A 26,344-nucleotide genomic window follows, 5' to 3' on the forward strand; every position below is an offset into this window, starting at 1 on the left:
TTTTACGCTCTTATCTGTTTCCCATTCTCCACTCTACTAATCTGCAAAGGATTTTCATCTTTTAATTCATCTGGTAATAACTCATTAGGCCAATCTTGGTAACTAAATGGACGCACCCAACGTTTTATAGAATTAATTCCTACAGCTGTAAAACGACTATCTGTAGATGCTGGATATGGACCTCCGTGTACCATAGAAGGACATACTTCCACACCTGTTGGAACTCCATTAAAAATAATTCTTCCAACTCTATTTTGCATTTTATCTACTAAGCCAGCATAAGACGCAACTTCATTTTCATCTGAAATAATAGTTCCTGTTAGTTGTCCTTCTAATTGTGCTATAATTTGTTCCATTTCTTCAATACTTTCACACTGAACAACAATTGAAAAAGGCCCAAATACCTCGTGATGCAATGTTGGATTTTGCAAGAATGTTTTTCCGCTAACCGTAGCAATAAGTTGAGATGCATAATTTTCCTGCTTACTTTCATTAACAGCTATAATTTCTGTGTTATCTTGATTTATAGCTCTTTCTTTATTTGATTCATATGCCCTATGTATGTTTGGATGTAACATACAAGTTGTAGTTGTTTCTTTTACTTTATTCCCTAATGTTGAAATAAAAACATCTAGATTTTCTCCTGCAATTCCTAAAATTAATCCTGGATTTGTACAAAATTGCCCTGTTCCTAATGTAATTGAACTTGCATAGGTAGCTGCCAATTCTTCTTTTCTATTTTCTAAGGCTTTTGGTAATAGTATGACTGGGTTTATACTCCCCATTTCTGCAAATACTGGAATTGGCTCTTCTCTTTTAGACGCTAAGTCTAATAAAGCTCTTCCTCCTCGTATACTTCCTGTAAAACCAACTGCTTTTACTTTTGGATCACTTACCAATTGTTGTCCTGCGGTATAGTCTGATGAATTTATATTAGAAAAAATTCCATTAGGCATTCCAGTTCCCTGTGCCGCTTTTATAATTGCTGTAGCAATTAATTCTCCTGTACCTGCGTGCATTGGATGCGATTTTACAATTACCGGACAACCTGCAGCAAAAGCTGCTGCTGTATCTCCTCCTGCTGTAGAATAAGCTAAAGGGAAATTACTTGCTCCAAAAACCACTATTGGCCCTAACGGAATATTCATTTTTCGCACATCTGGTTTAGAAACTGGTGTACGTGTTTTATCTCCAGTATCTATAGAAGCTTCCACCCACGATCCTTCTTCAACTAAATCTGCAAAAGATCGTAATTGAAAAACGGTTCTTCCTCTTTCTCCTTTGGCTCTTCCTTCTGGTAAACCTGTTTCTGAACAATATACTTTTATCAGTTCTTCTCCTAAAGCTTCAATTTCATCGGCTATACTTCGTAAAAAAGATGCTTTCTTTTTTCCTGAGAACGTTTTGTATATATGAAAAGCTTCCCATGCCAATGTAACTGCTTTCTCTATTTCTTCTTCTGTAGCTTGTGTAAAGTTATGTGGGTTTTCTACATTTAATTCAGGATTAAATGTTGTGAATGTTGTATCTCCTTCTGAAGATAAAATATCTCCTATATAGTTTTTTCCAGTAATCATACTAAGTGCTTTTTATAATCTGGTAATTGTGGTCTATTTTGTAATGCTTGGTTTATTACTCCTAAAACATGTTCGCGCTCTTTTCCTACTAAAGGTAATCTTGGTGCTCTCACATTTTCTGTTCCTATTCCCGTAGCTACCTCCGCCAATTTTATATTTTGAACTAATTTAGAATTTATATCCAATTCTAACAACGGTAAAAACCAACGATAAATTTCTAATGCTTCTTGAATTCTTCCTGCTTTTTGCAATTCATAAATAGCTACTGTTTCTTTTGGGAATGCACACACCAAACCTGCAATCCAACCATCTGCTCCCATTAATAAACTTTCCAAAGCCAATGTATCTACTCCTGTCATTATTTTTAATCGATCTCCAAACTCATTTCGTATGCGTGTAACATTAGAAATATCTCTAGTAGATTCTTTTACTGCTTCAATATTGTTACAAGCTAATAGCTCTTCAAACATTTCTAGAGTAACTTCAATTCCATAATCTACAGGATTATTATACACCATAATAGGTAGTTCTGTATTATTTGCTACTTCTTTAAAGTAAGTTACAGTTTCTCTTGCATCTGCTTTATATCGCATTGGAGGCAACATCATTAATGCATTTGCTCCATCTACTTCTGCTTTTTGCGCGGCGGCTATAGCTGCTTTAGTTGTTTGTTCAGCTATATTAATAAGTACTGGAACTTTACTTGATACAATTTGTACTGTTCCTTGAGTCAGTTCACTTTTCTCTTCATCGCTAAGTGTGCTTGCTTCTCCTAAAGTTCCTCCTAATACAATTCCATGTACTCCTGCTTCTAATTGCGCTTCGATATTTAATTCAAAGTTTTCAAAATCGAGTTGATCATCGTTTGTAAACTTGGTTGTTACTGCTGGCATTACACCTCTCCAATCTATTGACATTGTAAATTATTTTTTTGAACAAATTTACACAGGCATATGTGTTCAAAAATTATCAGAATTACCTCATATTAATACAATATTATTCATTTTAATATCACATCTTATTATTTTGAATAATATATCGTTAAATTTAATGATTTAAAGAAGTCTATTTTATGAAAGCTTTGCCTTTTAAAATTCCAAAAGCAAGGAATTTAGGTGTTATTTACCAAGAAGATATTGGGGAAAAATTTTATGATACATTTCATCAACATGAGGAAATACAAATTTCTATTATTATAAAAGGAACTGGTACTTTAATTGTTGGAGATACAATTCATAATTACAAATCCAGCGATATTTTTGTTATTGGTAGTAATTTACCACATGTATTTAAAAGTGATACAACTAGAAATGATGAATCTTTTATGATTTCTTTGTTCTTTACACAGCATTCATTCGGGAAAGATTTTTTTCATCTTGATGATTTTTCAGCATTAGAAAATTTCTTTCAAAAATCTTTAAATGGATTCAAAATTACTACAAACAACAACCTCCTTCTTCAATATTTTTTAAGTCTTAGAGATACTTCTTCCTTAGATCGTTTTATTATTTTCTTTAAAATTCTTCAGGAATTAAACGTTCTTCCTACAGAAACATTAGCCAACTTTATTTATCCTAAAAAATACAATGATAACCATGGAAAAAGAATGCAGTTAATTATGGATTATACTGTTAATAATTATGATTCGGAAATAGACCTTGCTGTTATTGCCGCTAAAGCTAATATGACTAAAAATGCTTTTTGTAGATACTTTAAACAACGTACCAATAAAACATATTTCACTTTTTTACATGAATTTCGAATCGAAAATGCTTGTAAACTATTATTAGATCATAAAGATATTTCTATAAACGAAGTTGCTTATAAATGTGGCTATAACAGTTTATCGAATTTTAACAGGAAGTTTTTATTAATTAAAGGAGTTACTCCTTCTAGGTATAGAAAAGCTAACTGAACATCCATGTTAAATCATAAGTATGTTTTTAGCGTTATTCCGAATTTATTTCGGAATCTCATAATGCTATTAAATAATGGTTTGAGATGGGAGCTTGAAACAAATTCAGGTTGATATTTATTATATATTACGGATAACTATAAAGTTAATTAAAGTGCTTTTAATTCTTCTTTTAACTTCTTAGTAAGTCCTTTTACTACTAACTCGTAAGAATGATCTATTAATTCAAAAGCTAAAGCATCAGAAACATCTGCATTTATAGTAACCGTATTCCAATGTTTTTTATTCATATGAAAGCCTGGATTTACACTTTCGTAAGTTCCTCTTAGCTCTAACGATCGTTCAGGATCACATTTCAAATTGATTTTTGTTTCTCCTCTTTCCCAACTATCTAATCCTACTAAAGCAAATACTTTCCCCATTACTTTAAAAACCAAGGTAACCTCATCAAAAGGAAATTCTTCAGTCACTCCTTTTTTATGTATACAATAATCTCGTAGTTGTTCAATATGCATATTACTCCAATAACTTAATATTTCCTGTTGGTAACTCTAAAGAGGAATAATCTAATTTCCATCCTATTGTTTCTACCAAGTTCTGCATTAACAATATAGCTTCAAACGCTTCGTTATTTGCTACTTGCATTAGGTTGCTCTCTGGAATTTTTTGCAATACATGTTCTTTAGCAGCTTGGTTTACTTGTGTTAAATCTTCTGAATTAAATTTATTCAAAAACCCATCTTGAATATCATAAAAACGGATATTAGGTTCTACCGATAACACTTCTGGCTTTGGAAAATTTGATAATGTAATTGTTTTATTTTTGGTGTTAGCTTCCATTTTTATTTTTCTAAAATCGAAACCAATATGTGTTTTTGCGCTGATTAAAATAATCGCTTTTTTCTTACTAGATAACAAACCTAAGAACTTATGTTGCTTATCTTCATGATGATAAATTTCAGAAAAATCTCCTTCAACAGTAATCAATTTTGTTACTTTCTTTATTTTATCTAGTAATATAACAGATTGACTTTCGGTTAAGTGTCTACTTTTTACTGTAGAGAATCGTTGAAATACAAAATACGATACTACAGCACCAAAAGCTAATCCTATAAACAGTAATTCCATATGATAAATATAGCTTTTCTACCCTAAAGTAAGATACCTTTTTTACAACAAAGTCACAGTTTATATTTATTTTAGCAATACACTCATCTCTTAACTTTACGTATGGAAGTAGTTCATTTACCCGAAGATTTAAATATACCATCTACAGAGTTATTTTCGGTTTACGATTATACTACTCCTAATGAAAGTTTTAAGCAGATGATTACATTACATCAAAACACCTTTAGCTTTTTAATTGAAGGTTATAAAGAGGTTTTTGCAAATGAACAAACAGTAGCGATTAAACATTCTCATTTTTTATTAATGAAAAAAGGACGTTGTTTAATGACCGAAAAACTAACTCAGAGTTCTAAAGAAAACTACAGGAGTATTTTGTTTTTCTTTTCTAACAAAGCACTTACGAACTTAGTTCAGAAACATCAAATCAACTATAAACAAGATATTACTTCTAAAACAGCTGTTTTCTCTTTTAAATACGATGAGTTTATACGTTCTTTTGTTCATAGTCTTATAGCCGTCAATAAACTAAAACCTACGCTTCAAGCCAAGCTATTGACTACTAAATTTGAAGAGCTAATCACTTACCTTATTGCTACGCAACAAACAGATTTTATCGCTTCTTTGTTATTTGAAATCCAGCAACAAAATCAGCGTTTTATTGAAATAGTTGAGGCGAATAAGCTCAATAAGCTTACGATTAAAGAACTTGCTTTTTTATCGAATATGAGTGTTTCTACATTTAAAAGAGCGTTTGAAAAACATTTTAAAAGTTCTCCTAGTAAATGGTTTCTAGAAAAACGTTTAGAACATGCTGCTTTCTTACTCCAAAACCAATCGATAAGACCTTCTGATATTTTTGAAGAAATAGGATATGAAAGTTTATCTAATTTTGTTCAGGCCTTTAAAACTAAATTTGGCGTAACTCCGAAACAATATCAATTAACTTGAACTTTTAGCAATACTTTTTGAACTTTATCCTCTTAAGAAAATCTTATCTTACTCCTAATTTTGCATTATAATTAAATCGTTTCTATCATGAAAAAAATAAATCTTATCATCTGTCTTTTCCTAATGCTTTCGAGTACTCTTTATGCTCAAAAAACGTTTACTTTATCTAGCAGTACTCTAGGTGGACAAGCAACAAAAAATGAAGAATTCAATGGTTTTGGCTGTACTGGAAAAAATGAATCACCAGAATTATCTTGGAAAAACGCACCAAAAGGCACCAAAAGTTTTGCTATTACTATGTACGATCCTGATGCTCCAACAGGAAGTGGTTGGTGGCATTGGTTGGTTTTTGACATTCCTGCAAATGTAAACGAATTAAAATCAGGTGCTGGTAATGTAAAAGCGAACTTATTACCTAAAGGAGTTATTCAAAGTGTTACTGATTATGGAACCAAAGGTTATGGTGGTCCTTGTCCTCCTCCTGGTCATGGATTACATCAATATATTATTACGGTATATGCTTTAAAAACAGATAAACTTGGTTTAACTGCTGATACTAATCCAGCTGTAGTTGGCTATTATTTAGGAAGCAATACACTGGCTAAAGCAACTATTGTTGCCTATTATGAGCGTAAAAAATAAAACTGCTATAAGTTAAATTTATAATTATAAGACCTGAGAAAACATCGGGTCTTTTTTTATTAAGAAGATTTTAATATAAACCTTATTTTGAAATAAGTATTTTCATGAAATATAAATCTGCATAATGAATTCTGAGCTAATCACACTACGAAAAGAGCTTCATAAATATCCTGAGTTATCTGGTAACGAATCTAACACTGCTAACTATATTCAATCTTTTATTACCAAACATTATCCTGGAACTATCATTAGTAATATTGGTGGACCTAGTTTTGCTGTGATATATGAATTTGGAACTACTGGAACTACAGTTGCTATTCGTTGTGAATTAGACGCATTACCAATAGCAGAAGTTAATGATTTCGAACATCGATCTAAAAACAACGGAGTTTCTCATAAATGTGGACACGATGGACATATGAGTATTGTTTCTGGTTTAATCTTTTGGTTACAGCAACAAACCTTCAACAATGGTAAAGTTATATTACTTTTTCAATCGGCTGAAGAAACTGGTAAAGGTGCTTATAAAATGCTCGAAGATTCCAAATTGTCTACATTACATATTGATTATATTTTTGCTTTACACAATATCCCCGGAGTTGATTTACACACTATAATTACAATGGACAAAGGTTTTTCAGCAGAAGTAGAAAGCTTAATTATTTCACTAACAGGATTAGCTTCGCATGCTGCAGAACCCGAAAAAGGCATCAACCCTTCATTAACTATTTCAGAAATTATACAACAACTCAATGCTTATAATCAATCGAACCCTTTAGATGACGATTTTGCTGTATTAACTCCTGTTCATATAAATATGGGAGAAATATCTTACGGAATTTCTCCTGCCCATGGAGCAATTCATTATACCATTAGAACTTGGAACACCACACAAATGCAGCTCTTAAAACAACGTATTGAAAAGATTATAAATAAAATAGCTGCATTACATAAGCTTACTTATGAGTTAACTTGGCTAGAACATTTTCCTGCTAGTGAGAATAACAATTCTTGTAATACAATTATAAAAGAAGTGGCTAAAGAACATCAATTTAATGTTTTAGAAAGGCCTTACCCTTTTAAATTTGGCGAGGATTTTGGCTGGTTCTCTAAAAACTACAAAACGGGAATGTTTGGTTTAGGGTCTGGTATAAACACTCCTCCTTTACACAATCCTTCTTATGATTTTCCTGATGAAATTATTGAAACTGGAATACAAATGTTTGGAGGAATTATTAAAAAGCTTTTGACCACAAAATAGCAGTTAATATCCTTCAGAAAAATAAGATTCTTATTAGTTTTAGTACAAAACACCTAATCAAAAAAACTTAAGTCACTCACTTTCAAAATCTAACAAAAAAACCAATAAAATTATCAGTTTTCATCGTGATAAAATCATATAAAAAGTTTAAATTAGTTCAATAATAATTTACTTTTAAAATTATTATAGCACCTATTTTATTAATCCCCCATATAGTAATCCCTACCAAAGATGAATACAAAACTAACCCCAACTACATACCACTTTTTACAACACATATTAATAACAATGACTAAGAAGAATATCTAGTTTCTTGTTATTAATTTATTTGTATACAAACTCTTTTACACTTTCATATATATAAGCTTACTATATAATTTATAGTCATTTTATAATTGTTAAGAGCTATTAAAAACTTCTATTGAAGATAGATTTTCTATGCTCTAAAAAGACACTGTATACTCCAATAATATTGGCTATTTAATTGCGAGTAGTTAAAAATGAAGTCCCTAAATAACCCTTTAAATTTACCCTTATGAAGATTTTAGACGAGGAAATAAGCGCCCCTGGTCAACATGTTGAAGTTTCTGAACAAGCTGAACGTATTTTAATTAAAGTAATGCAGTATAGAAGAATGATGGAGTCTGAAGATCGTTGCGATACTGCCAATTGTACTAATTGTCATGCTCCACATTTAGATAAAGTTAGAACTGCCATAGCACAACAAGAGAAAATAAAATTTGTATTACCTGCATTTCCAGGAAAGTCACCTAATCCAGCAAAAGTACTTGGTTTTCTTCCAGATATGGCTGAAAAAAAAGCACTATCATTTTTAAACAATCTTTGCATGCAGATTCAAGAAATTTATGAGCCTGGTGCAGAAGTAATCATATGTTCCGATGGAAGAGTTTTTAGTGATGTTGTAGGAATTCCTGAGAATTATATTACAGCATATCAGTTAGAAATCGATCATATTATACGTACAATGAATCTAACTGCGCTATCAACATTTAATTTAGATAACATTTTTATTGATGCAAATTTTGATGAAGCTAGAATTGAACTGCTAGAAAATTATGGACAAGACTTAGAACATTTAAAAAGCAAAGTAAAAAAAGGAGGAAATGACTCTTCTAATCCAGAAGATAGAGAAGCACATAGAATGTATTGTGGTTTGACAAAATTTTTAGTGGAAGATCTTCTATTTCCTGGTCAAACAAGATCTAAATCTTCTATTCAAAAAGAATGCAAAACAAAAGCATATCAAGCTATTATTAGAAGTAATGCTTGGACCGATTTAATCGCTGAAAAATTTCCTGAAGCAATTCGTTTATCTATTCATCCACAAATTTGCGGTTCTAAAAAAATAGGAATTCAACTTTTAGGAACAGAAACATGGATGACTCCATGGCATGGCGTTGCAGTATATACAGGAAATGAATTCGTATTAATGAAGCATAAAGAAGTACAAAAACTTCCTGCCAAACTTGTTCAGGATGAAAATGGGCGTCCAAGTCATTATGAACTTATTCAGCAAAATTAAAAAAGTAATCTATGGATTTTAAAATCACTAAACTGCAACCATTTGGTGTCTTACTTGAGCCTATTCAAGGTAAAGAACACATTCGTGATATTGCTATTAACGAATTAAAGGAACTTTTATCCAATGAACATTTAATAGCTTTAAGAGGTTTTAAAACTTTTGATAATGTTGAGGAATTTACTAGTTATTGTGAAACATTTAGTGAAATTAGTATATGGCCTTTTGGAAAAGTTTTAGAATTGATTCAACATGAAAATCCAAAAGATCATATTTTCGACAACAGTTACATTCCTCTTCATTGGGATGGTATGTATAGAGAACAGGTTCCTGAAACACAAGTATTTCATTGTGTAAATGCTCCTGGAATAAATAATAAAGGAGGCACTACATTTGTAAATACCAAAATGATATTAGAAAATACTTCAGAAGAGGTATTAACATCTTGGGAAAAAATTTCGTGTACATACTCTCGAAAAATGGAGTTTTACGATAGCAAAACTATTGCTCCAATTCTTACCAAGCATCCTAAAAGAGATTATACTGTAATTCGCTATTGTGAGCCTCCAAGTAACAATGATGCATCATTTATTAATCATCCTGGTTTTGAAGTTACTGGTATTTCAAAAGACGAAGTTCCTGATTTTATTCAAAATTTAAATAACACCTTATATGCTCCAGAAAACTTATACACACATCAATGGGAAACTGGTGATGTTGTATTTTCTGACAATCATACATTGTTACATGGACGAGAAGCTTTCAATAAAAACGCTCCTAGGCATATACGACGTATACAATTATTAGGAGACAAACCATTAGATAATCCACATTTAATATATACCAAATGACCATAAAACACACCGATATATTTATTGTAGGAGCCGGACCAGTAGGTTTATTATGTGCTTATTTAGCCGAACTTTCGGGTTTAAAAACAATTATAATTGACAAATCTAAAGGACCATTAGAAGTTGGTAGAGCCGATGCACTTAATGCTAGAACACTACAATTATTAGAAGTAGCCGATCTTTTTAAAGAATTATATCCATTAGGTTTACCTTGTAATACGAGTTCTGTATGGCAGAATGGAGAGTTTATTTCGCGCCAATCTTCTTGGTGGAATGAGCTTGAAGGATGTTTTCATAAACACTTTTTAATGCTAGGACAAGCATATGTAGAGAAGTTATTAGATAAAAAACTTTCCTCTATTGGTGCTTCTGTGTTAAGAAAAACTACTATTGAAAATATTCAAGCTACTCCAAATAGCTGTATTAGTAGGCTTTCTAATGGCGACATTATTACTTCTGATTATGTAATTGGTGCAGATGGATCGCGTTCTTTTATTCGTAATCATTTTAATATTCCTTTTGAAATTACACGTCCTCAAATTGTTTGGGCTGTAATCGATGCTGTTTTTGAAACTGATTTTAAAAGAGTTCCTGAAATTATTGTATTCCAATCTGAAACTTCAGATGTTGCTTGGATTCCTAGAGAAGGAAATATTGACCGTTTTTATATTAGAATGGACAGAAAAGATTTTACGATGGAAGAAGCTATGGAACGAATTAACATTGCCATGACACCACATACTATTTCTATAAAAGAATTGGTATGGTTTTCTCAGTTTTCTGTAAAAGAGTCTGTTGCTGAAACTTTTCTTATTGACAATCGTATAATTCTAGCTGGAGATGCTTGTCATATACATTCTGTAAATGGAGGACAAGGTTTAAATACCGGGCTTGCTGATGCTTTTAATTTAATTTGGAAACTTAAAATGATCAAACATTACGGTGCTAACAAAAACCTTTTACTTTCTTATGAGAGTGAAAGGAAACCTGTTGCTTTAAGCGTTATCCAAAGTTCTGGGGAACTTGTGCGTTCCACTAAATTCTCTGATACAGGTACTCATGCTAAAGATTATGTAAAGATTGTAGAGAAGAGAGCAGGAAACATTACCGGAATGGGAATTCGTTATGGTAACAGCGGATTAACAGGTACGAGAGTGTATGATATTACTATAAAACAAGGAAAAACATCTACTCGATTGTATTCATTATTAAACTATACAAAGTTTACCTTACTTTATTTTGGAAATGAAAAGATTGATTTAGAGCTTCCTGAATATATTCAATTAATTCAAATTCATTCAAGCAAATTAAATATGGAGTATTGGACAAACGATAATTCTTATAAGAATCAAGCCATTATAGTTCGACCTGATTCTTATATAGCATCTGTAAGTGCTTCTAGTGAAGTTCACACTTTGCTTTCAGCATTTATCGAAAAGTACTCAAAAATTGAACATAGTATTAGTATTAGCTAACTCTGTTGCTGGGATTTCTTGAGAGATGTGCCAGTGTACTGCAATCTTATCGTCTTCCAATTTAAAAAGATCGTAAAATGCAGTATGTATTCCCAAGAGTATCCCCTCGCTTATAGATAGCACAAAATTTCCTTCACCAAAAACAACATGCTGCTTGTTGTAACGAGGAAAGTATTTGTCATCTTTAAGAGCTTGAGTTAAGCTTTGAATTCCATCAGTAAAATGGGGATTGTGCTGGTGGAATTCTTTTTTAAAAAATTGAGGTAAATGTTCTATTTGTTTTTCAATCGAATCATTTATAAAAACCTTAAATAGCTCTTTTATTTTAGCTTTATTACTTGCAGTTTTCTCTACATTTTTTATTTCTGTTTCTCCGTTCAGCAATGTTCTTCCAGAACCATTTGGTAAACCTAATTCAGCCATAACATTCCAATGTTCTGCTATACGGCCTTCATCATCAAAACGGATAATATGAAATGCAGCTGTTTCTTCGAAACCGAAAGGCGCAGCATTTATCCATTTATGATGCATAATTACATGCTTTCCATCTTCAAACATTCTAATATTTTCTATTTTACTTCCATGTTCTTTTAATTTAGGAATCATGGATACAAATGCAGCTCTACCTGTAGGTACTTTTGGATTATGTTGTATATAATCTTCTCTCACCATTGATATAATGGTTGCTTCATCATAGTTACTAACAGCTGTGTGGTACTGTTTGGCTTTTAACTTATTACTCATTTTTCTAGATTCGGGGTTATCATTTTTAAAAGATAGCGAAGTTACTATTTTGATGAAGATGCCTAAAATTTATTATTTAACTTGAGTTCGATGTTATTTTTTACTTATAAATGAGTCTTTAGTTTTTTAATTATAATTGTCAAATTGAGCGCAGTTGTGAGTTAATAAATAAGAATTAATTTCTCTTTCTTTTCCTTGATAAAAAGAAACAAAAATCAAGACTTCGAATAAGAATTTAGTAAATTCGTTTATAGAACGTCATAGTTTTAGTTATGACAAATAATAGAAGTAACCCCTAAAAATTAATAGAAATATGCCATACATTTCATTTGAAACTGGTACACTTGATGAAGACGTTAAGCAAGAACTCATTGAGAAACTTACGGAAGTGTCTGTAGCAATTACAGGAATTCCTAAACATTTATTTATGGTCTCAATAAAAGAGTTTCCTGATGATAATGTAGCTGTAGGTGGCACTACAGTTACCGAAATGAAAAAAGCTTTAAAAAAGTAACTTAAACAAGCTAGAACAACTGTCTAAAATTGAGTTTTAGACGGTTGTTTGTTTTTAATCACCTACAGTAATAATTTTAGTAAGTCTTTTGGAGTTTCTGCTAAATAATTAGGCTTTAAAGCTGTTAAATCTTCCTTAGTTCTATATCCCCAAGTTACCGCAATACTATCTATAGTTGCATTTTTGGCTGTATTTATATCTACTTCTGTATCTCCTATAAAAACTAACTCTTCAAGAGGAATTTCCAATTGCTTAGAAAGTTCAGTAACTCCACTAGGATCTGGTTTTTTATATTTTGCAGATTGACCTATTACATACTTGAATTGAATCTCTGAAAAAAAATAAGCTGCACATTTTTGAGTTAAATGGTGTAATTTATTTGATAATAAAGTGAGTTGAATTCCTTCAGTTTGTATTGCTAACAATACCTTCATAACACCATCATACACTTTTGAATGTTGATTATATGTAACTTCATATTGTGTATGAAATTCATGTAATAACTTTTCAATAAAAGCTTCGTTTCTTACTTCTAATGGAAGTGATTTTGTAATGAAATTCTTCGCTCCATTACCTATAAAGCTACCATACGTTTCCTCTGAATGCACTGGAAAATTATTTTCCTTTAAAAGCTCATTCATTATATACGTATATGTTCCAAGTGTGTTTAATAAGGTACCGTCTAAATCGAAGATTACTCCTTTGTATTCTTTATTGCTATTCATTGGGGACTATTTTAAAACAAGCAAAAATAAGATTATTACTTATTTATGAATAGCATATAAAGTAGGTTTACTTGGTGTTGCATCATTTTCGAATGGCGCAATCATTAGGTTTAAAAAGTAGGTCCCATCTTCTATAACATTAGGAACAAAAATAAACTCTGTAATTGTAGCATCTAAGCGAATATCTCCTTTGGTATTCCAAAAAGCATTGTGTGACAATAACAAACCTCCATCTTTTTCTTTATCCACTGAAGGCAAATCTATTAATAAGTGTTGAATTCCTTTTTCTCTTAAATAAATTGCAGCTTCCTCTAACACATATGGTGGATTGGTATTTGAATATTGCTTTGATTTTTTATCTTCTAAATTTGGAAGTGTTCGAATTACGATGGCGTCTCGTTTTTTATTTCCTAATGCTTTTTGTAATTGTTTTTTAGAAATCACAAAATCCTCACCATTACTTTCAGGAGCTACTGTTACTACTTCTGCTAAAAAAAAGAACTGTTTTAAATTTTTATTTATTGAATGTACTGTGTGCGTAATATGACCAACACATTCTGTATGTGTAATATGTGAATGTGGATTAAAATGAATCGTATTAAAATTAACTGCTGCTCCTTCAGACACTTTAATTACCTGTTCATCAAACTGCTCTGCAACAATTGTAGGATCATCTAAATACCATGCATTTACATTTTGCTTTGAAATATCTATTGGAATGGAAATATCTATAGGTTTTGATAAATCTATGGTATATTTCTTATTGTTATATTGAATTGTTGCAATCATACTTTTCAGTCAAATTAAGCATCCTGAATTAAATTCAAAATGAATAAGTCAGAAGCAATTCCATCGGTTAAAAACTTCCCTTTTCGTGTTGCTTTTAAAGTTTCGTTTTCAATATACAATAAATCTTCAGCAATAAATTTTTGAGCTTGCATTTTTAAATATTCCAAATATGTCGAACCAAAACTTTGTCGTATTCTTTCTAATGAAACTCCCCATATAGTACGTAAACCTGTCATTACATATTCATTATACTGATCTGTAATAGATAATTCTTCTACTTCATTTGGTAACTTTCCTTCTTGAATACCTTTTATATATTTTGCATTATTCGCAACATTCCAGCTTCGTTCGGTACCATTAAAAGAATGTGCAGACGGTCCAATTCCTATATATTTCTTCCCTTGCCAATAGGCTGTATTATTTTTACTAAAAAAGCCTTCTTTTCCAAAGTTTGATAATTCATAATGCACAAAATCTTCTTTAGAAAGTTCGTCTACTAATATTAAAAACTGCTCTTGTGCCAGTTCATCATCTACATCTTTTATAATACCTTTTGCTATGAACTTTTCTAAAGCTGTTTTTGGCTCTACTGTTAATGCATAACTCGAAATATGTGGAATTCCGAATGATAAGGCTGTTCTTATATTATCGCGCCACTCTTCATTAGAAACATCAGGGATTCCATAAATCAAATCGATTGAAATATTCTCGAAATAACGAGCTGCAATAGCCAGACACTTTTTTGCTTCAGTTACATTATGTGCTCTGTTCATTAGTTTTAAATCTTTTTCAAAAAAAGATTGAATTCCAATACTTAATCTGTTTACATCTGAATTTGCAATTTCTATAATTCGTTCTTCAGAAAGATCGTCTGGATTGGCTTCTAAGGTAATTTCTGGATGATCTATTACCTCATAATATTTGTATACAATATCAATTAGCTTATTAATTTCTTTTGTAGATAAAATACTAGGTGTACCTCCTCCAAAATAAATGGTAGCCACAGTTTCATTAGCAAATTCTTCTTTTCTTATAATAAGCTCTTCTATTAATGCAGCTAACATTTCTTCTCTTCGTTTTAAGGAAGTAGAAAAATGAAAATCGCAATAATAACACGCTTGTTTACAAAAGGGTATGTGAATATAGATTCCTGCCATTAGTTATTTTTAATCCAAACAATAAGAAATGATAATCCGTAACCTAAAACCATATAAAAAATCAACGCTAAAAAATAGGCTAGAATTGCTTTACCAATAATCTTTATTTTAGTTCCTTTTATAAAAGAACTCATAGCATAAGCTACATAAATACTCATTAACATTAATGGTAATGCTCTATATTGAAAATCTATAGTTTTTAAAATTGGAATGGATACAGTTGTTATAATTGTATAAAAACTTAATAAATAAAAAGACACCACTAAGAACTCTATAAAACGATATTTTTTATAGAAAAACAGTTTCAAAAACATGGCACATGTAAAAACAAAAACGAAAAGAATGTTGTTTATGTTGTTAGACATAAATTTACCTGCTTTGTAAGATAGCGTATTCAATTCTTCTGAATTTAAATCTACTTTAGCCATACCAGCCATAGGATCGCTATTGAACAATGTTCTTATTAGTACAAAAACTACTGTTGTAAGGATAAAGAACGATATAGGTTTATAATATTTTTTTCGTTTACCATATAAGAAATCTCTAAACAGTTTCCCTGGGTTTACAAAAAGTAGTTTCAATGTATTTACGAAAGGTCCATCTATCGAAAATAATGCTGAATAAAAATCGTGAAATGCTTCTTTAAAGGTTACTTGATCTACTGTTGTTCTTTGTCCACAATGACTACAATAGTTGCCAGTAACTTCAGTTCCACAATTTTTACAATACTTAGCACTCATTTTTCTATTTCTTTACGCGCTTTTCATTTTGTTTTACAAAAGCCGCCCAACCTGTATAATTTTTACCTCCTACTTTTGTTCCTGAATTATAAAAATGACAAACTGCTGCTGCCAAACCATCTGTCGCATCTAAATTTTTAGGCAATTCTTTTAAGTTTAACAATGACTTTAACATCATTGCGACTTGTTCTTTACTTGCTTTTCCATTTCCAGTAATGGCCATTTTTATTTTTAAAGGCGCATATTCTGTAACAGGAATTTCACGTGATAACCCTGCTGCCATGGCAACTCCTTGCGCCCGACCTAACTTTAACATAGATTGTACATTCTTCCCAAAGAAAGGAGCTTCTAATGCAATTTCGTCTGGCTTATAAGTATCTATTAACTCAATAGTTCTTTCAAAAATTAGTTTCAATTTCAGATAAGGATCGCTGTATTTTTGTAATAGTAATTCATTCATTTGCACAAATTCCATCTTCTTTCCTACTACTTTAATAATTCCGAACCCCATAATGGTAGTTCCTGGATCTACTCCTAATATAATTCGTTCTGTCTTCAAAAAAATACGTGCTTTGTATAATCACAAAGCTAATCAATAAAAAAAGAAATTATGAGATTTTGCATTCCTCTTACTCGTAAAACTCTCTTCATTAATAAAGCTTATTCCTACTATTTTCTATCTTATTCCTAAAAAACACTTACTTATTCTCTTCTTAATGAGAGTTTCAGTTTTAATTTATTACTTTGAGCCATCTAATCATTCTAAAAAAATACAAATATTATGGCAAATACATTAACTGTAAACGGCATTGAAATTACTTTAACAGCAACTGAACTTCCAGGGAATACACAATATAAACTTACAGGAACATATGATCCTAAATCAACAGGAAAGAACTTCAACTTTCAAAAACTTGATGATCCAAATAATCCTAATAAAAACGATTATAGCGGAAAATCTTTTAAAATTATTTCTGATTCTAAGAGTAGTAGTCCAATTACCATTAAACCAAATGGGAAAGTAGGTGAAAAAATTTGGGTATGGTCAGATAGTGATACAATGGGCACTATAGAGGACAATGGGTTAATGGTTCAGGTTCAAGATCCAACTCAAGAAAATTAATTCTAAATTATTAACTTGGTTTCTACATCTGTATTATAGAAACCAAGTTTAGTACATAATTAGCTACTTTCTTTCTTTATAACATCAATTTCCATTATTAGTCTTTTCCACTTTTAATTAGTATGTTAGCATTCTCTAAATTAGATAGAAATGCATCAAAAACATATTCTAAGCTTCCTTTTTATATTCCTTTTTTTTCACCGATCTATTGTTTCCCAAGAAAAATCTCCATTTCAAAAAGCAATTGAAGAAAAAAGTAATAAATATGATAAGAATTCTGAATTTAAGAAAATAAAAACTTTTTTCTTTGAAAAGCAATGGGACTCTACTTTAGTTAACACTGCCAAGCAATTAAAAAAACAAAATTTAGGCGAATTAAAAAATTACTACCATCTTTTTAGAGGCGAAAGCTTTAGAAAAAAAGGAGTTTATAATGAAGCGAAAAGAGAGCTATCTTTTATAACAAAAGATTTTGTATTTCATCCTCATGCAAACATGTATATTGGAACATGCGAAATGCAACAGAGAAACTATAAGCAAGCCATTACTTATTTACAACAGATTGAAAACATTCAAGAAAAAGACTTACTTGGAATTAAAAAAACAAGTGTTCTTCAGAATATCGGTTTATGCTATCTTTTATTAACAAAATATAATGAAGCTGAACCTTACCTTATTAAAACTTTAAAAATTCAAGAGAAAGTTAAGGATACTTCTAAATTGATTATAGGGTATATGAATTTAGCAAACCTATATTACCGACAAGATAAAAAGGAATTAGGTATAGACTTTTTTAAAAAAGCATATGACTTATCAAAACATACAAATGATTTTAGAACAAAGCGCAATACAGCATTCAATATGTCTGCTATAGAAGAAAGAAGAAATAATTTGGCTGCTGCTTTGAAATATATAAAAGAATATAAAAAATGGAATGACTCCTTAAATAATCAAAATAGAATTTACGAAGTTGCTCAAAAAGAAAAAGAATTCGCTGTTAAAGAAAAACAACAAGAAGTAGATTTATTACAGGTTGAAAATGAGTTAAAAGAAACCCAACGTAACATCTTTTTGTATTCTGCTATTGGTTTACTTTTATTTTTAGGCATTGGTGCTTATTTCTTTAGAGAAAAGGTAAAAACGAATAAAATTATTGCCAAACAAAAAGAAACTTTAGATGAATTAAACGCTACCAAAGACAAACTTTTTTCTATTGTAAGTCATGATTTACGTTCTTCTGTAAATGCTTTAAAATCGAGTAATACTGTATTATTAGATAATTTACAATCTAAAAACATAAATGCGCTAGAACATTTATTACAAAAAAATAGTGGTATTGTAAACGGCGCGTACGGTTTATTAGACAACTTACTGAATTGGGCATTATTACAAACCAATGGCGGATATTTCCATATAGAAAACCATCGTTTATTTATTCTTGTAGAACACGTTAGCTATAACTACAAAGCTCTTCTTCTTGAAAAAGCAATACATTTTGAAAATAACGTATCTAAAAAAGCTATCGTTGCTATTGATCAGGAATCTTTAAAGATTGTATTGCGTAATTTATTAGACAACGCCATTAAATTTTCAAAACCTGAAGGATCAATAACTATACATACACAAGAATCTGATAGTTATTGGGATTTAGTCGTAGAAGATACTGGTTTAGGAATGAGTGAAGATACTCGATTAGAATTACTAAAAGATTCTGCATTACTACATAAGAAAGAGCATGAGGATGTTCTTGGTACCGGATTAGGTTTAAGTTTAGTAAAATCTATGATTCAAAAAAACAATGGAAAATTTAGTATTGAAAGTGAATTAGGAAAAGGTACAAAAATGATTGTATCTTTACCTAAAACACCCCTCAATGGATAACATTCACATTTTAATCATTGAAGACACCCCCGAAGAAAGTGATAAATTAGTTAAAACACTAACAGACAACCAGTATACTGTATCTGGAATTGCGAGAAGTTTTAAAGAAGCACTCACATTATTCTATCAGGTTAAGGTTGATTTAGTTATTATTGATATCTTCTTAGACGGAGTTCCAGACGGAATTACCTTTGCAGAAACTATTAATACTGTTCCTGAAGCTTCTAAACCTTTTGTTTTTTTAACAAGCTCTACCGATCGTACTATTTTTGAACGCGCAAAACTTACCAAACCGTTTAGTTTTTTGTTAAAACCTTTTAATGAATTAGAGGTTTTGTATGCAATTGAAATGGCAATCGAAAAATTTTACGAACAAACAGATGTTTTCTTTACTGATGAAGAAGATACTGTAATTAGCGATAATTACTTATTTATTAAAAAAGGAAAATCGTTAAAAAAGGTATTATTAGCCGACATTATCTACATAGAAGTTGAAGAAAAGTATTGTAATATTATTACTTCTAAAGAAAAGTTCGTCATTTTAATTTCATTGAAAAAGATTTTACAACTCCTAGATAACAATGTCTTTTGCAGAACACATCGTAATTTTATTGTAAACATTGAAAAAATCACAGAAATTGTTCCATCTGATAATCTTATTTTATTGCAGGAAAATCATAAAGTCACTTTAAGTGAGCGTTATAAGGAAATTATTAAGCGCTTTCGCACGTTGAAGTAATCGTGTAAAAATATATAATCACTGCCTATTAAAGCAATAATACAGTTTTGATAGGCTTTTTTAATTTAACATGAAAATTCTTTTTAGACATATGTAAATCAAAGAATTATGTTACTACGATGTCTTATAGCTAAAATCATTTTACTCTTTTTCAACAGATTGCCGCAAAAAACTCCATTATATTCTATTTTTTTCGCAATGACAGCTTATTTCACAAGCTTTGAGTGATAAAACTGATACCTAAATCGATTTAGTTTAAAATAACTGTTTTATTATGTTGAGCGGTTTTCTAAGAATCTCAGGTGCCTCTCCTAAATAACAATCTGAGTCTTTTTGTTTTTTCATCTCTTCAACTACAATATCTTTTATTCCACTTTTTTATTTTTTTATGGATAAGAAAACCTGTCTTATTCCATTAAAAAAAGATGAACGCTTCTTCTCTGGTAATTTTACATCAAAATACTAACCAAAAACATAAAAATTATGGCAACTACAGCTTTAGCAACAGAAACAGTTTATTTCAAAGGTTCAATGGGATTTCTTACAAATCCATTAGGAACAATGGTTGAATTTTCATTATTAGTAGATGCAGATAAGCATACTGTAACAGGTAATATAACTATTACAGATGGAGCTACTAAAAAAAGTTATTCAGGTAAAGTTTCAGGAACTACGTATCCTGCTGGATATGGAGATATTGTTCGCTTAATCAACATTACTGGAAATATTCCAAATAGCAATCCTTTAACTCCATTAAGACTTCATTTTGAAGCAAATATGGCATTAAAGGCAGATTGGAGTGGTAAAGGTGGATTTACATTCTTAGGAAAACATCATGGTGATGTAGATGTACAAGGATCTATTTTCAAATTAGATTCAGCTAAATAAAAATCTATTGCAAAAAAAGCACAACGTAATGTTGTGCTTTTTTATAGTATAATTTCTAAGTCTAAATTACTTAACCTCTAAAGAGGTAAACTTAAATGTATTTCCATCAAATAATCCTTTATCTGATAGTTTTAAAGCTGGAATTACCAATAATGCCATAAAAGATAATGTCATATAAGGTGCTCTTAAAGTGCTTCCTAGCTTTTTTGCCATTGCATCTAATTCTGCATAAGCTTTTCCAATTTCAGTTGCAGGTTTATCACTCATAATTCCAGCCACAGGTAAGGCTACTACTTTACTATCAGTTTCAGTAACTGCACAGATTCCTCCTTTATTTTCTATTAAAAGATTTACCGCTTTGCAAATCATTTCATCAGAAGCTCCTACCGCAATAATATTATGAGAATCGTGTCCTACGGAACTTGCAATTGCACCTTCTTTTAAACCAAAGTTTTTAATAAAAGCAATTGATGGCTCAGCATTTTTATAACGATTGACTACCGTCATTTTTAAAATATCGTTTGCTACATCTGAAACTAAATTACCTTCTTTTAATAGAGAGTTTGCTTCAATTTCATTGGTTACCAACTCTCCATCTAAAGCTTCAATTACACGTATTTTTTCTGATGCTGAGTGAAATTCAAAATCTGCGATCTTCTTTTTATCTGTATCGAAATTATTTAACACTTCAAATGCTACTGGCTGCACAAAAGAAGTTCCTTTATCCGCTACCAATTCACCATTTATATACGTTTGTAATACATTAAATTTTTCTAAACTATCTACAACTATAAAATCCGCTTCATCTCCTTCTTCTAGCAATCCTACATCTAAATTGTAATGTTTTACTGGATTTATACAAGCAGCTTGTAATACTTTAAACACATCAATTCCCTTTGCTACTGCACGCTCGCATAATTGATTGATATGTCCTACTAATAAATCATCTGGATGTTTGTCGTCTGAACAAAACATCATACGCTCATAATGCTCAGGTAATAAATCGATTAATGCTTCAAAGTTTTTCGCGGCACTTCCTTCTCTCACAATCACTTTCATTCCTTTTTGAAGCTTTTCTAATGCTTCTTCATAAGTAAAACATTCATGATCTGTATAAATTCCTGCAGCGATATAAGCGTCTAAATCTTCTCCTCTTACTCCTGGAGCATGCCCATCTACGGATTTATTATAATGTTTAGCCCAAGCTATTTTCTTTAACACCTCTTCATCTTTATAAATAACTCCCGGATAATTCATCATTTCTGCTAGATATTTAATATCTGGATTCTCTAGCATTTTTTTAATATCATCTGAATCGATAACTGCTCCTGCACTTTCAAAAGAAGTTGCTGGCACGCAAGAAGGCGCACCAAAATTAAATTTCAACGGAACTTTTTTCCCGTTTTCAATCATAAAATCTACACCCGCTACACCTAATACATTTGCGATTTCGTGTGGATCAGATACTGTTGCTACTGTACCATGTAATACTGCTACTTTAGCAAATTCAGAAGGAACAAGCATAGAACTTTCAATGTGAATATGTGCATCTACAAAACCTGGAAGTATATAATTTTCAATAGTATGATTTGCTTCTCTAATAGCTTTTACTTTTCCTCCTTCAACTTCAACTTCACCTTTAAAAATTCTCTTATTTATTATATCTACAATATTTCCTTGTACCACCATATTCTTTAATTTATTTCGCAAAAATAAATAGTATTTACCGAACTCTTTTAGTCTTTTTCAATTTGCTGAAAATTATCTTATCCTAAAGAGTCCATACGACTAAAAAATCTTTATATCGAAAAATAGATTGCTTCTTTCGTTCCTCAATCGCAATGACGCAGTAATTCTCCTTCTGAAAAATCACGTCATTACGAAGCCTGAAAGGTTGAAGTAATCTCTATATTGAAAACAAACTGCTTCTTTCGTTCCTCAATTGCAATGACGCAGTAATTGTCATTCTGAACACAATGAAGAATCCATCTCTTAATGGTATTTTTTTTGAAATCTTTTCCATAAAAAAAGCATCCTTAAAAGGATGCTTTTCAATTGTTTTTATTTTTTGATAATTGGTGGTCCACCAGCCAATATCTCTTCATTTGCATATTCTTCAAACTTCTTAAAATTTTCTCTGAATGAATCTGCTAATTTATGTGCTGTTTCATAATATCCTTCATCATTATTCCACGCTTGACGTTGGCTTAATAATTCTGAAGGTACTCCTGGACATTGCCTTGGTTGTGCTAAACCAAATACAGAATGTATGTGGTAGTTTTCATGTGTAATTTCTTCTGGTAAACCTCCAGTTAACGCAGCATTAATCATTGCACGCGTATATTTCAATTTCATTCTATCTCCAACACCATAAGGTCCTGCAAACCATCCTGTATTTACTAACCAAACGTTCACACCTGTTTCTTTCATTTTCTTGCTTAACATTTCAGCGTAACGCGTTGGATGTAATGGCATAAATGGTGCACCAAAACATGCTGAGAAACTTGGCAATGGCTCATTAATTCCAGCTTCTGTACCTGCAACTTTTGCTGTATATCCAGAAATAAAGTGGTAAGCCGCTTGTCCTGGTGTTAACTTAGAGATTGGAGGCAATACTCCAAATGCATCTGCTGTTAAAAAGAAAATATTTTTAGGGTTCTTTCCTATAGAAGGAACTTGAATATTTTCGATATGGAAAATAGGATAACTTACACGTGTATTTTGTGTAATACTTGTATCATGGAAATCTACATTTCCTTTATCATCCATAATTACATTCTCAAGGATTGCTCCTTTCTTAATTGCACCATAGATTTCTGGCTCTTTTTCTTTAGATAAGTCAATTACTTTTGCGTAACAACCACCTTCAAAGTTAAATACCGTATTCTCTGAAGTCCAACCATGCTCATCGTCTCCAATTAAGCTTCTATTTGGATCTGTAGATAATGTTGTTTTTCCTGTTCCAGAAAGTCCAAAGAAAATAGCCGTATCTCCATCTTTACCAATGTTTGAAGAACAGTGCATTGGTAGTGTATTTTTGTATACCGGTAAAATAAAGTTTAAAGCAGAAAAAATTCCTTTTTTAATTTCTCCAGTATATCCAGTTCCTCCAATTAAAGCTACTTTTCTAGAAAAGTTAAGTATTGCAAAATTGTGTTGACGTGTTCCATCTTCTTCTGGATTTGCCATAAAACCAGGAGCGTTAATTACAGTCCATTCTGGAGTAAAGCTTTTTAACTCTTCTGCAGTTGGACGTAAAAACATATTATAAGCAAACATGTTACTCCATGGATATTCATTTACAACTCTAATGTTTAATCTGTAGTTATCGTCTGCACATGCGTAACTATCTCTAACAAACACTTCTTTATCTGATAAATAAGCTGTTACTTTTTCGTATAACTTATCAAATTTATCACTATCAAAAGGTATGTTAATATCCCCCCACCAAATCTCATCTTTAGTGATTTCGTCTTTTACTATAAATCTGTCCTTAGGCGATCTTCCTGTGAATTCTCCAGTATTAACAGCTAATGCTCCAAATGCAGATTCTTTTCCTTGACCTTTTGCTATAGTTAAATTCTGTAATTCTTCAGAAGTTAACTGATAACGAACCGTAGAACTCTTTATTCCTAATGCGTCCAACGAAATCGTTTTCGTTTCAAGATTTGTCATCTCTATCTTTTTTAGTTGTGTTTTATTTGCGACAAAAATAAACCTTTTTGTTTAAACTGCTGATCCTCGAATATTTTTTATCAACATTTTATTTACCGCGTGCTTTTTTAAGGAATTCGTAAAACAATTGAAACCATCCTACGATTAGTATTGTTCCTCCTAATGGCGTAATTGGCCAAATGTATTTTGCTGGTACATTTACTAATTGTATTGCGTAAATAGATCCAGAAAAAAATAAGATTCCTATCATAAATATATAAGTACTTTTTCTCTTAAATTGTTCTGAAAACCCATTATGTAAATTTATTGCGAGCAGTACTAAAACATGATACATCTGATAACGAACAGCCGTTTCAAAACTATCGAATGCAGATGGAGATAATTGTGCTTTAAAAGTATGTGCTCCAAAAGCTCCTAAAATAATTGTAATTGCTCCTAAAAGAGCAATTATTGTTAAATTCTTATACATTATTACTATATTTGTTATAAATTAAACTTTTTGATGTTTTATTGTTGAATTTAAAACATTACAAATTTACTACTTAATTTCATGAGAAACATACTAATTATAGGAGCAGGTAGATCTAGCTCCTCGTTGATAAAATATTTATTAGATAAATCTACTGAAGAAAATTTACATATCACTATTGGTGATCTTTCTATACAAAACGCACAAGAAAAAACGAACAATCACCCAAATGCTTCAGCTATAGCGTTGGATGTTTTTAATGACGAGAGTAGAAAAAATGCTATCCAACAATCGGATATTGTTATTTCTATGTTGCCTGCGCACTTGCATATTGAAGTAGCAAAGAATTGTCTTGAGTTTGGTAAACACATGGTTACTGCTTCTTATATTTCAAAAGAGATGCAAGCTTTAGATGCTGCTGCAAAGGAAAAAGGGTTGGTTTTTATGAACGAAATAGGATTAGATCCTGGAATAGATCATATGAGTGCCATGGAAGTAATTAATAAAATTCGCGAAAATGGCGGAAAAATGTTATTATTTGAATCTTTTTGTGGTGGTTTAGTAGCTCCTGAAAGTGATACCAACTTATGGAATTATAAGTTTACATGGAATCCACGAAATGTTGTGTTGGCTGGACAAGGAGGTGCTTCTAAATTTATTCAAGAAGGAGCATATAAGTATATTCCGTACCATAAATTATTTAGAAGAACAGAGTTTTTAACCATTAATGGAAGCGGAAAATTTGAAGCTTATGCCAATAGAGATTCTTTAAAATATAGAAGTATTTATGGCTTAGAGGATATTCCTACGATGTACCGTGGAACAGTTCGTAAAGTTGGTTTTTCTAGGGCTTGGAATGTGTTTGTTCAATTAGGGATGACTGATGATAGCTATACTATTGAGAACTCTGAAAATATGAGTTATAGAGACTTTACAAATTCTTTCTTAGCCTATTCACCTTCAGATTCTGTTGAGTTAAAGTTTCGATCTTATTTAAAAATTGATCAAGATGATCTAATGTGGGAGAAATTTTTAGAGTTAGATATTTTTAACGACACAAAAAAAGTTGGTTTAAAAAATGCTACTCCAGCCCAAATTTTACAAAAAATATTAATGGATTCTTGGACTTTAGCTTCTGAAGATAAAGACATGATTGTAATGCATCATAAGTTTGGTTATCAAGATAAACAAGGAAAACATCAGATAGAAAGTAGTATGATTATTAAAGGCGATGATCAAACATACACTGCTATGGCTAAAACTGTTGGATTACCTGTAGCAATGGCTACCTTGAGAATTCTAAATAAAGAAATAACTACATCTGGAGTTCAATTACCAATTCATAAAGAAGTATACGAACCTATTTTAAAGGAATTACAAGAATATGGAATTCACTTTATAGAAAAAAAAGTCCCTTATTTAGGCTACAATCCTGAGGCTGTAATAGGGTAATTACTATAACCCTATTAATAATAAAATGGCAAATACTTTTTTTAAACAGCAAAGTATTTGCCATTTTTACTTTTTAAAACAATTGCTAATAGAAAAAGTTTTACTCGAAAT

26 protein-coding genes are annotated in these 26,344 nt (G+C 31.1%); 13 read left to right on the forward strand and 13 right to left on the reverse strand.

What is annotated here, in order from left to right; genetic code table 11:
* Window positions 1-2: 2 nt before the first annotated feature.
* Together ACKTTC_RS11600 and ACKTTC_RS11605 are read right to left on the reverse strand one after the other, a co-directional pair.
* The gene (locus tag ACKTTC_RS11600; protein WP_408039993.1) at window positions 3-1,577 is read right to left on the reverse strand and encodes an aldehyde dehydrogenase (NADP(+)); all 1,575 of its coding nucleotides are present in this window, start codon (window positions 1,575-1,577) and stop codon (window positions 3-5) included.
* Window positions 1,574-2,494: a dihydrodipicolinate synthase family protein gene (locus ACKTTC_RS11605; RefSeq protein WP_408039994.1), complete on the reverse strand. Its 921-nt coding sequence runs from the start codon at window positions 2,492-2,494 to the stop codon at window positions 1,574-1,576. The genes ACKTTC_RS11600 and ACKTTC_RS11605 overlap by 4 nt, the downstream gene beginning before the upstream one ends.
* 155 nt (window positions 2,495-2,649) lie before the next feature.
* Between ACKTTC_RS11605 and ACKTTC_RS11610 the strand changes: the two genes are divergently transcribed.
* Complete coding sequence (locus tag ACKTTC_RS11610; RefSeq protein WP_408039995.1) at window positions 2,650-3,492, forward strand: AraC family transcriptional regulator; 843 nt, start codon at window positions 2,650-2,652, stop codon at window positions 3,490-3,492.
* A 149-nt stretch (window positions 3,493-3,641) separates the two neighbouring features.
* Here ACKTTC_RS11610 and ACKTTC_RS11615 read toward each other — a convergent pair whose 3' ends face one another.
* Together ACKTTC_RS11615 and ACKTTC_RS11620 are read right to left on the reverse strand one after the other, a co-directional pair.
* Entirely contained in the window at window positions 3,642-4,007 is a 366-nt protein-coding gene (locus tag ACKTTC_RS11615; RefSeq protein WP_408039996.1) for an MmcQ/YjbR family DNA-binding protein, read from the reverse strand.
* A gap of 1 nt (window position 4,008) precedes the next feature.
* Entirely contained in the window at window positions 4,009-4,620 is a 612-nt protein-coding gene (locus ACKTTC_RS11620; protein WP_408039997.1) for a DUF4230 domain-containing protein, read from the reverse strand.
* A 102-nt stretch (window positions 4,621-4,722) separates the two neighbouring features.
* Here ACKTTC_RS11620 and ACKTTC_RS11625 point away from each other — a divergent pair, with 102 nt between their 5' ends.
* The 6 genes from ACKTTC_RS11625 (at window position 4,723) to ACKTTC_RS11650 (ending at window position 11,337) form a co-directional block, all read left to right on the forward strand.
* The gene (locus tag ACKTTC_RS11625; protein WP_408039998.1) at window positions 4,723-5,568 is read left to right on the forward strand and encodes a helix-turn-helix domain-containing protein; all 846 of its coding nucleotides are present in this window, start codon (window positions 4,723-4,725) and stop codon (window positions 5,566-5,568) included.
* 87 nt (window positions 5,569-5,655) lie between these two features.
* Entirely contained in the window at window positions 5,656-6,210 is a 555-nt protein-coding gene (locus ACKTTC_RS11630) for a YbhB/YbcL family Raf kinase inhibitor-like protein (RefSeq protein WP_408039999.1), read from the forward strand.
* A 124-nt stretch (window positions 6,211-6,334) separates the two neighbouring features.
* Window positions 6,335-7,471 carry an amidohydrolase gene (locus tag ACKTTC_RS11635; protein ID WP_408040000.1) on the forward strand — a complete coding sequence of 379 codons (1,137 nt, stop codon included), beginning with the start codon at window positions 6,335-6,337 and terminating at the stop codon, window positions 7,469-7,471.
* 535 nt (window positions 7,472-8,006) lie between these two features.
* The gene (locus ACKTTC_RS11640; protein WP_408040001.1) at window positions 8,007-9,014 is read left to right on the forward strand and encodes an L-tyrosine/L-tryptophan isonitrile synthase family protein; all 1,008 of its coding nucleotides are present in this window, start codon (window positions 8,007-8,009) and stop codon (window positions 9,012-9,014) included.
* 11 nt (window positions 9,015-9,025) lie between these two features.
* Complete coding sequence (locus ACKTTC_RS11645; RefSeq protein WP_408040002.1) at window positions 9,026-9,862, forward strand: TauD/TfdA dioxygenase family protein; 837 nt, start codon at window positions 9,026-9,028, stop codon at window positions 9,860-9,862.
* Window positions 9,859-11,337, forward strand: coding sequence for an FAD-binding protein (locus tag ACKTTC_RS11650; RefSeq protein WP_408040003.1), 1,479 nt, complete (start codon window positions 9,859-9,861; stop codon window positions 11,335-11,337). Before ACKTTC_RS11645 ends, ACKTTC_RS11650 begins: the two co-directional genes overlap by 4 nt.
* Here ACKTTC_RS11650 and ACKTTC_RS11655 read toward each other — a convergent pair.
* Window positions 11,305-12,081: a nuclear transport factor 2 family protein gene (locus ACKTTC_RS11655; RefSeq protein WP_408040004.1), complete on the reverse strand. Its 777-nt coding sequence runs from the start codon at window positions 12,079-12,081 to the stop codon at window positions 11,305-11,307. The genes ACKTTC_RS11650 and ACKTTC_RS11655 overlap by 33 nt on opposite strands.
* Window positions 12,082-12,394: 313 nt before the next feature.
* Here ACKTTC_RS11655 and dmpI point away from each other — a divergent pair, with 313 nt between their 5' ends.
* On the forward strand, window positions 12,395-12,595 hold the full coding sequence (gene dmpI, locus ACKTTC_RS11660) for a 4-oxalocrotonate tautomerase DmpI (protein WP_408040005.1): 201 nt from the start codon (window positions 12,395-12,397) through the stop codon (window positions 12,593-12,595).
* 62 nt (window positions 12,596-12,657) lie between these two features.
* On the opposite strand, the gene ACKTTC_RS11665 is transcribed toward dmpI, so the two are convergent.
* From ACKTTC_RS11665 to ruvC, 5 genes are read right to left on the reverse strand one after another with little or no spacing between them, the layout of a single operon-like run.
* Window positions 12,658-13,320, reverse strand: a complete 663-nt coding sequence (locus ACKTTC_RS11665) for an HAD family hydrolase (RefSeq protein WP_408040006.1) — start codon at window positions 13,318-13,320, stop codon at window positions 12,658-12,660.
* Between the two features lie 39 nt (window positions 13,321-13,359).
* On the reverse strand, window positions 13,360-14,109 hold the full coding sequence (locus ACKTTC_RS11670) for a cyclase family protein (RefSeq protein ID WP_408040007.1): 750 nt from the start codon (window positions 14,107-14,109) through the stop codon (window positions 13,360-13,362).
* Window positions 14,110-14,123: 14 nt separating this feature from the next.
* A complete protein-coding gene (gene hemW, locus ACKTTC_RS11675; RefSeq protein ID WP_408040008.1) occupies window positions 14,124-15,266 on the reverse strand; it encodes a radical SAM family heme chaperone HemW in 1,143 nt (380 codons plus the stop codon).
* A complete protein-coding gene (locus ACKTTC_RS11680; protein WP_408040009.1) occupies window positions 15,266-16,006 on the reverse strand; it encodes a DUF3667 domain-containing protein in 741 nt (246 codons plus the stop codon). The genes hemW and ACKTTC_RS11680 overlap by 1 nt, the downstream gene beginning before the upstream one ends.
* Window positions 16,007-16,010: 4 nt before the next feature.
* Window positions 16,011-16,565, reverse strand: coding sequence for a crossover junction endodeoxyribonuclease RuvC (gene ruvC, locus ACKTTC_RS11685; protein WP_408040010.1), 555 nt, complete (start codon window positions 16,563-16,565; stop codon window positions 16,011-16,013).
* A gap of 222 nt (window positions 16,566-16,787) precedes the next feature.
* On the opposite strand from ruvC, the gene ACKTTC_RS11690 reads away from it, so the two are divergent.
* From ACKTTC_RS11690 to ACKTTC_RS11705, 4 genes are all read left to right on the forward strand, one after another.
* On the forward strand, window positions 16,788-17,129 hold the full coding sequence (locus ACKTTC_RS11690) for a hypothetical protein (RefSeq protein ID WP_408040011.1): 342 nt from the start codon (window positions 16,788-16,790) through the stop codon (window positions 17,127-17,129).
* A 150-nt stretch (window positions 17,130-17,279) separates the two neighbouring features.
* Window positions 17,280-19,010 (forward strand): tetratricopeptide repeat-containing sensor histidine kinase, encoded by a 1,731-nt coding sequence (locus tag ACKTTC_RS11695; RefSeq protein WP_408040012.1) that lies wholly within the window; start codon window positions 17,280-17,282, stop codon window positions 19,008-19,010.
* Window positions 19,003-19,749 carry a LytR/AlgR family response regulator transcription factor gene (locus ACKTTC_RS11700; protein ID WP_408040013.1) on the forward strand — a complete coding sequence of 249 codons (747 nt, stop codon included), beginning with the start codon at window positions 19,003-19,005 and terminating at the stop codon, window positions 19,747-19,749. The genes ACKTTC_RS11695 and ACKTTC_RS11700 overlap by 8 nt, the downstream gene beginning before the upstream one ends.
* 483 nt (window positions 19,750-20,232) lie before the next feature.
* Complete coding sequence (locus tag ACKTTC_RS11705; protein ID WP_408040014.1) at window positions 20,233-20,637, forward strand: DUF1842 domain-containing protein; 405 nt, start codon at window positions 20,233-20,235, stop codon at window positions 20,635-20,637.
* 66 nt (window positions 20,638-20,703) lie between these two features.
* Here the strand turns inward: ACKTTC_RS11705 and ade are convergent, their stop codons facing one another.
* The 3 genes from ade to ACKTTC_RS11720 all read right to left on the reverse strand — a co-directional run bounded on the left by ade (window position 20,704) and on the right by ACKTTC_RS11720 (window position 24,781).
* Window positions 20,704-22,326, reverse strand: coding sequence for an adenine deaminase (gene ade, locus ACKTTC_RS11710; protein ID WP_408040043.1), 1,623 nt, complete (start codon window positions 22,324-22,326; stop codon window positions 20,704-20,706).
* Window positions 22,327-22,698: 372 nt separating this feature from the next.
* Window positions 22,699-24,312 (reverse strand): phosphoenolpyruvate carboxykinase (ATP), encoded by a 1,614-nt coding sequence (gene pckA, locus ACKTTC_RS11715; RefSeq protein WP_408040015.1) that lies wholly within the window; start codon window positions 24,310-24,312, stop codon window positions 22,699-22,701.
* A gap of 88 nt (window positions 24,313-24,400) precedes the next feature.
* Window positions 24,401-24,781, reverse strand: coding sequence for a DUF423 domain-containing protein (locus tag ACKTTC_RS11720; protein WP_408040016.1), 381 nt, complete (start codon window positions 24,779-24,781; stop codon window positions 24,401-24,403).
* Between the two features lie 81 nt (window positions 24,782-24,862).
* On the opposite strand from ACKTTC_RS11720, the gene ACKTTC_RS11725 reads away from it, so the two are divergent.
* Window positions 24,863-26,233 (forward strand): saccharopine dehydrogenase family protein, encoded by a 1,371-nt coding sequence (locus tag ACKTTC_RS11725; RefSeq protein WP_408040017.1) that lies wholly within the window; start codon window positions 24,863-24,865, stop codon window positions 26,231-26,233.
* Window positions 26,234-26,344: the final 111 nt, after the last annotated feature.

It is taken from the genome of Tenacibaculum amylolyticum (genome assembly GCF_964511145.1).
GTDB lineage: Bacteria > Bacteroidota > Bacteroidia > Flavobacteriales > Flavobacteriaceae > Polaribacter > Polaribacter amylolyticum.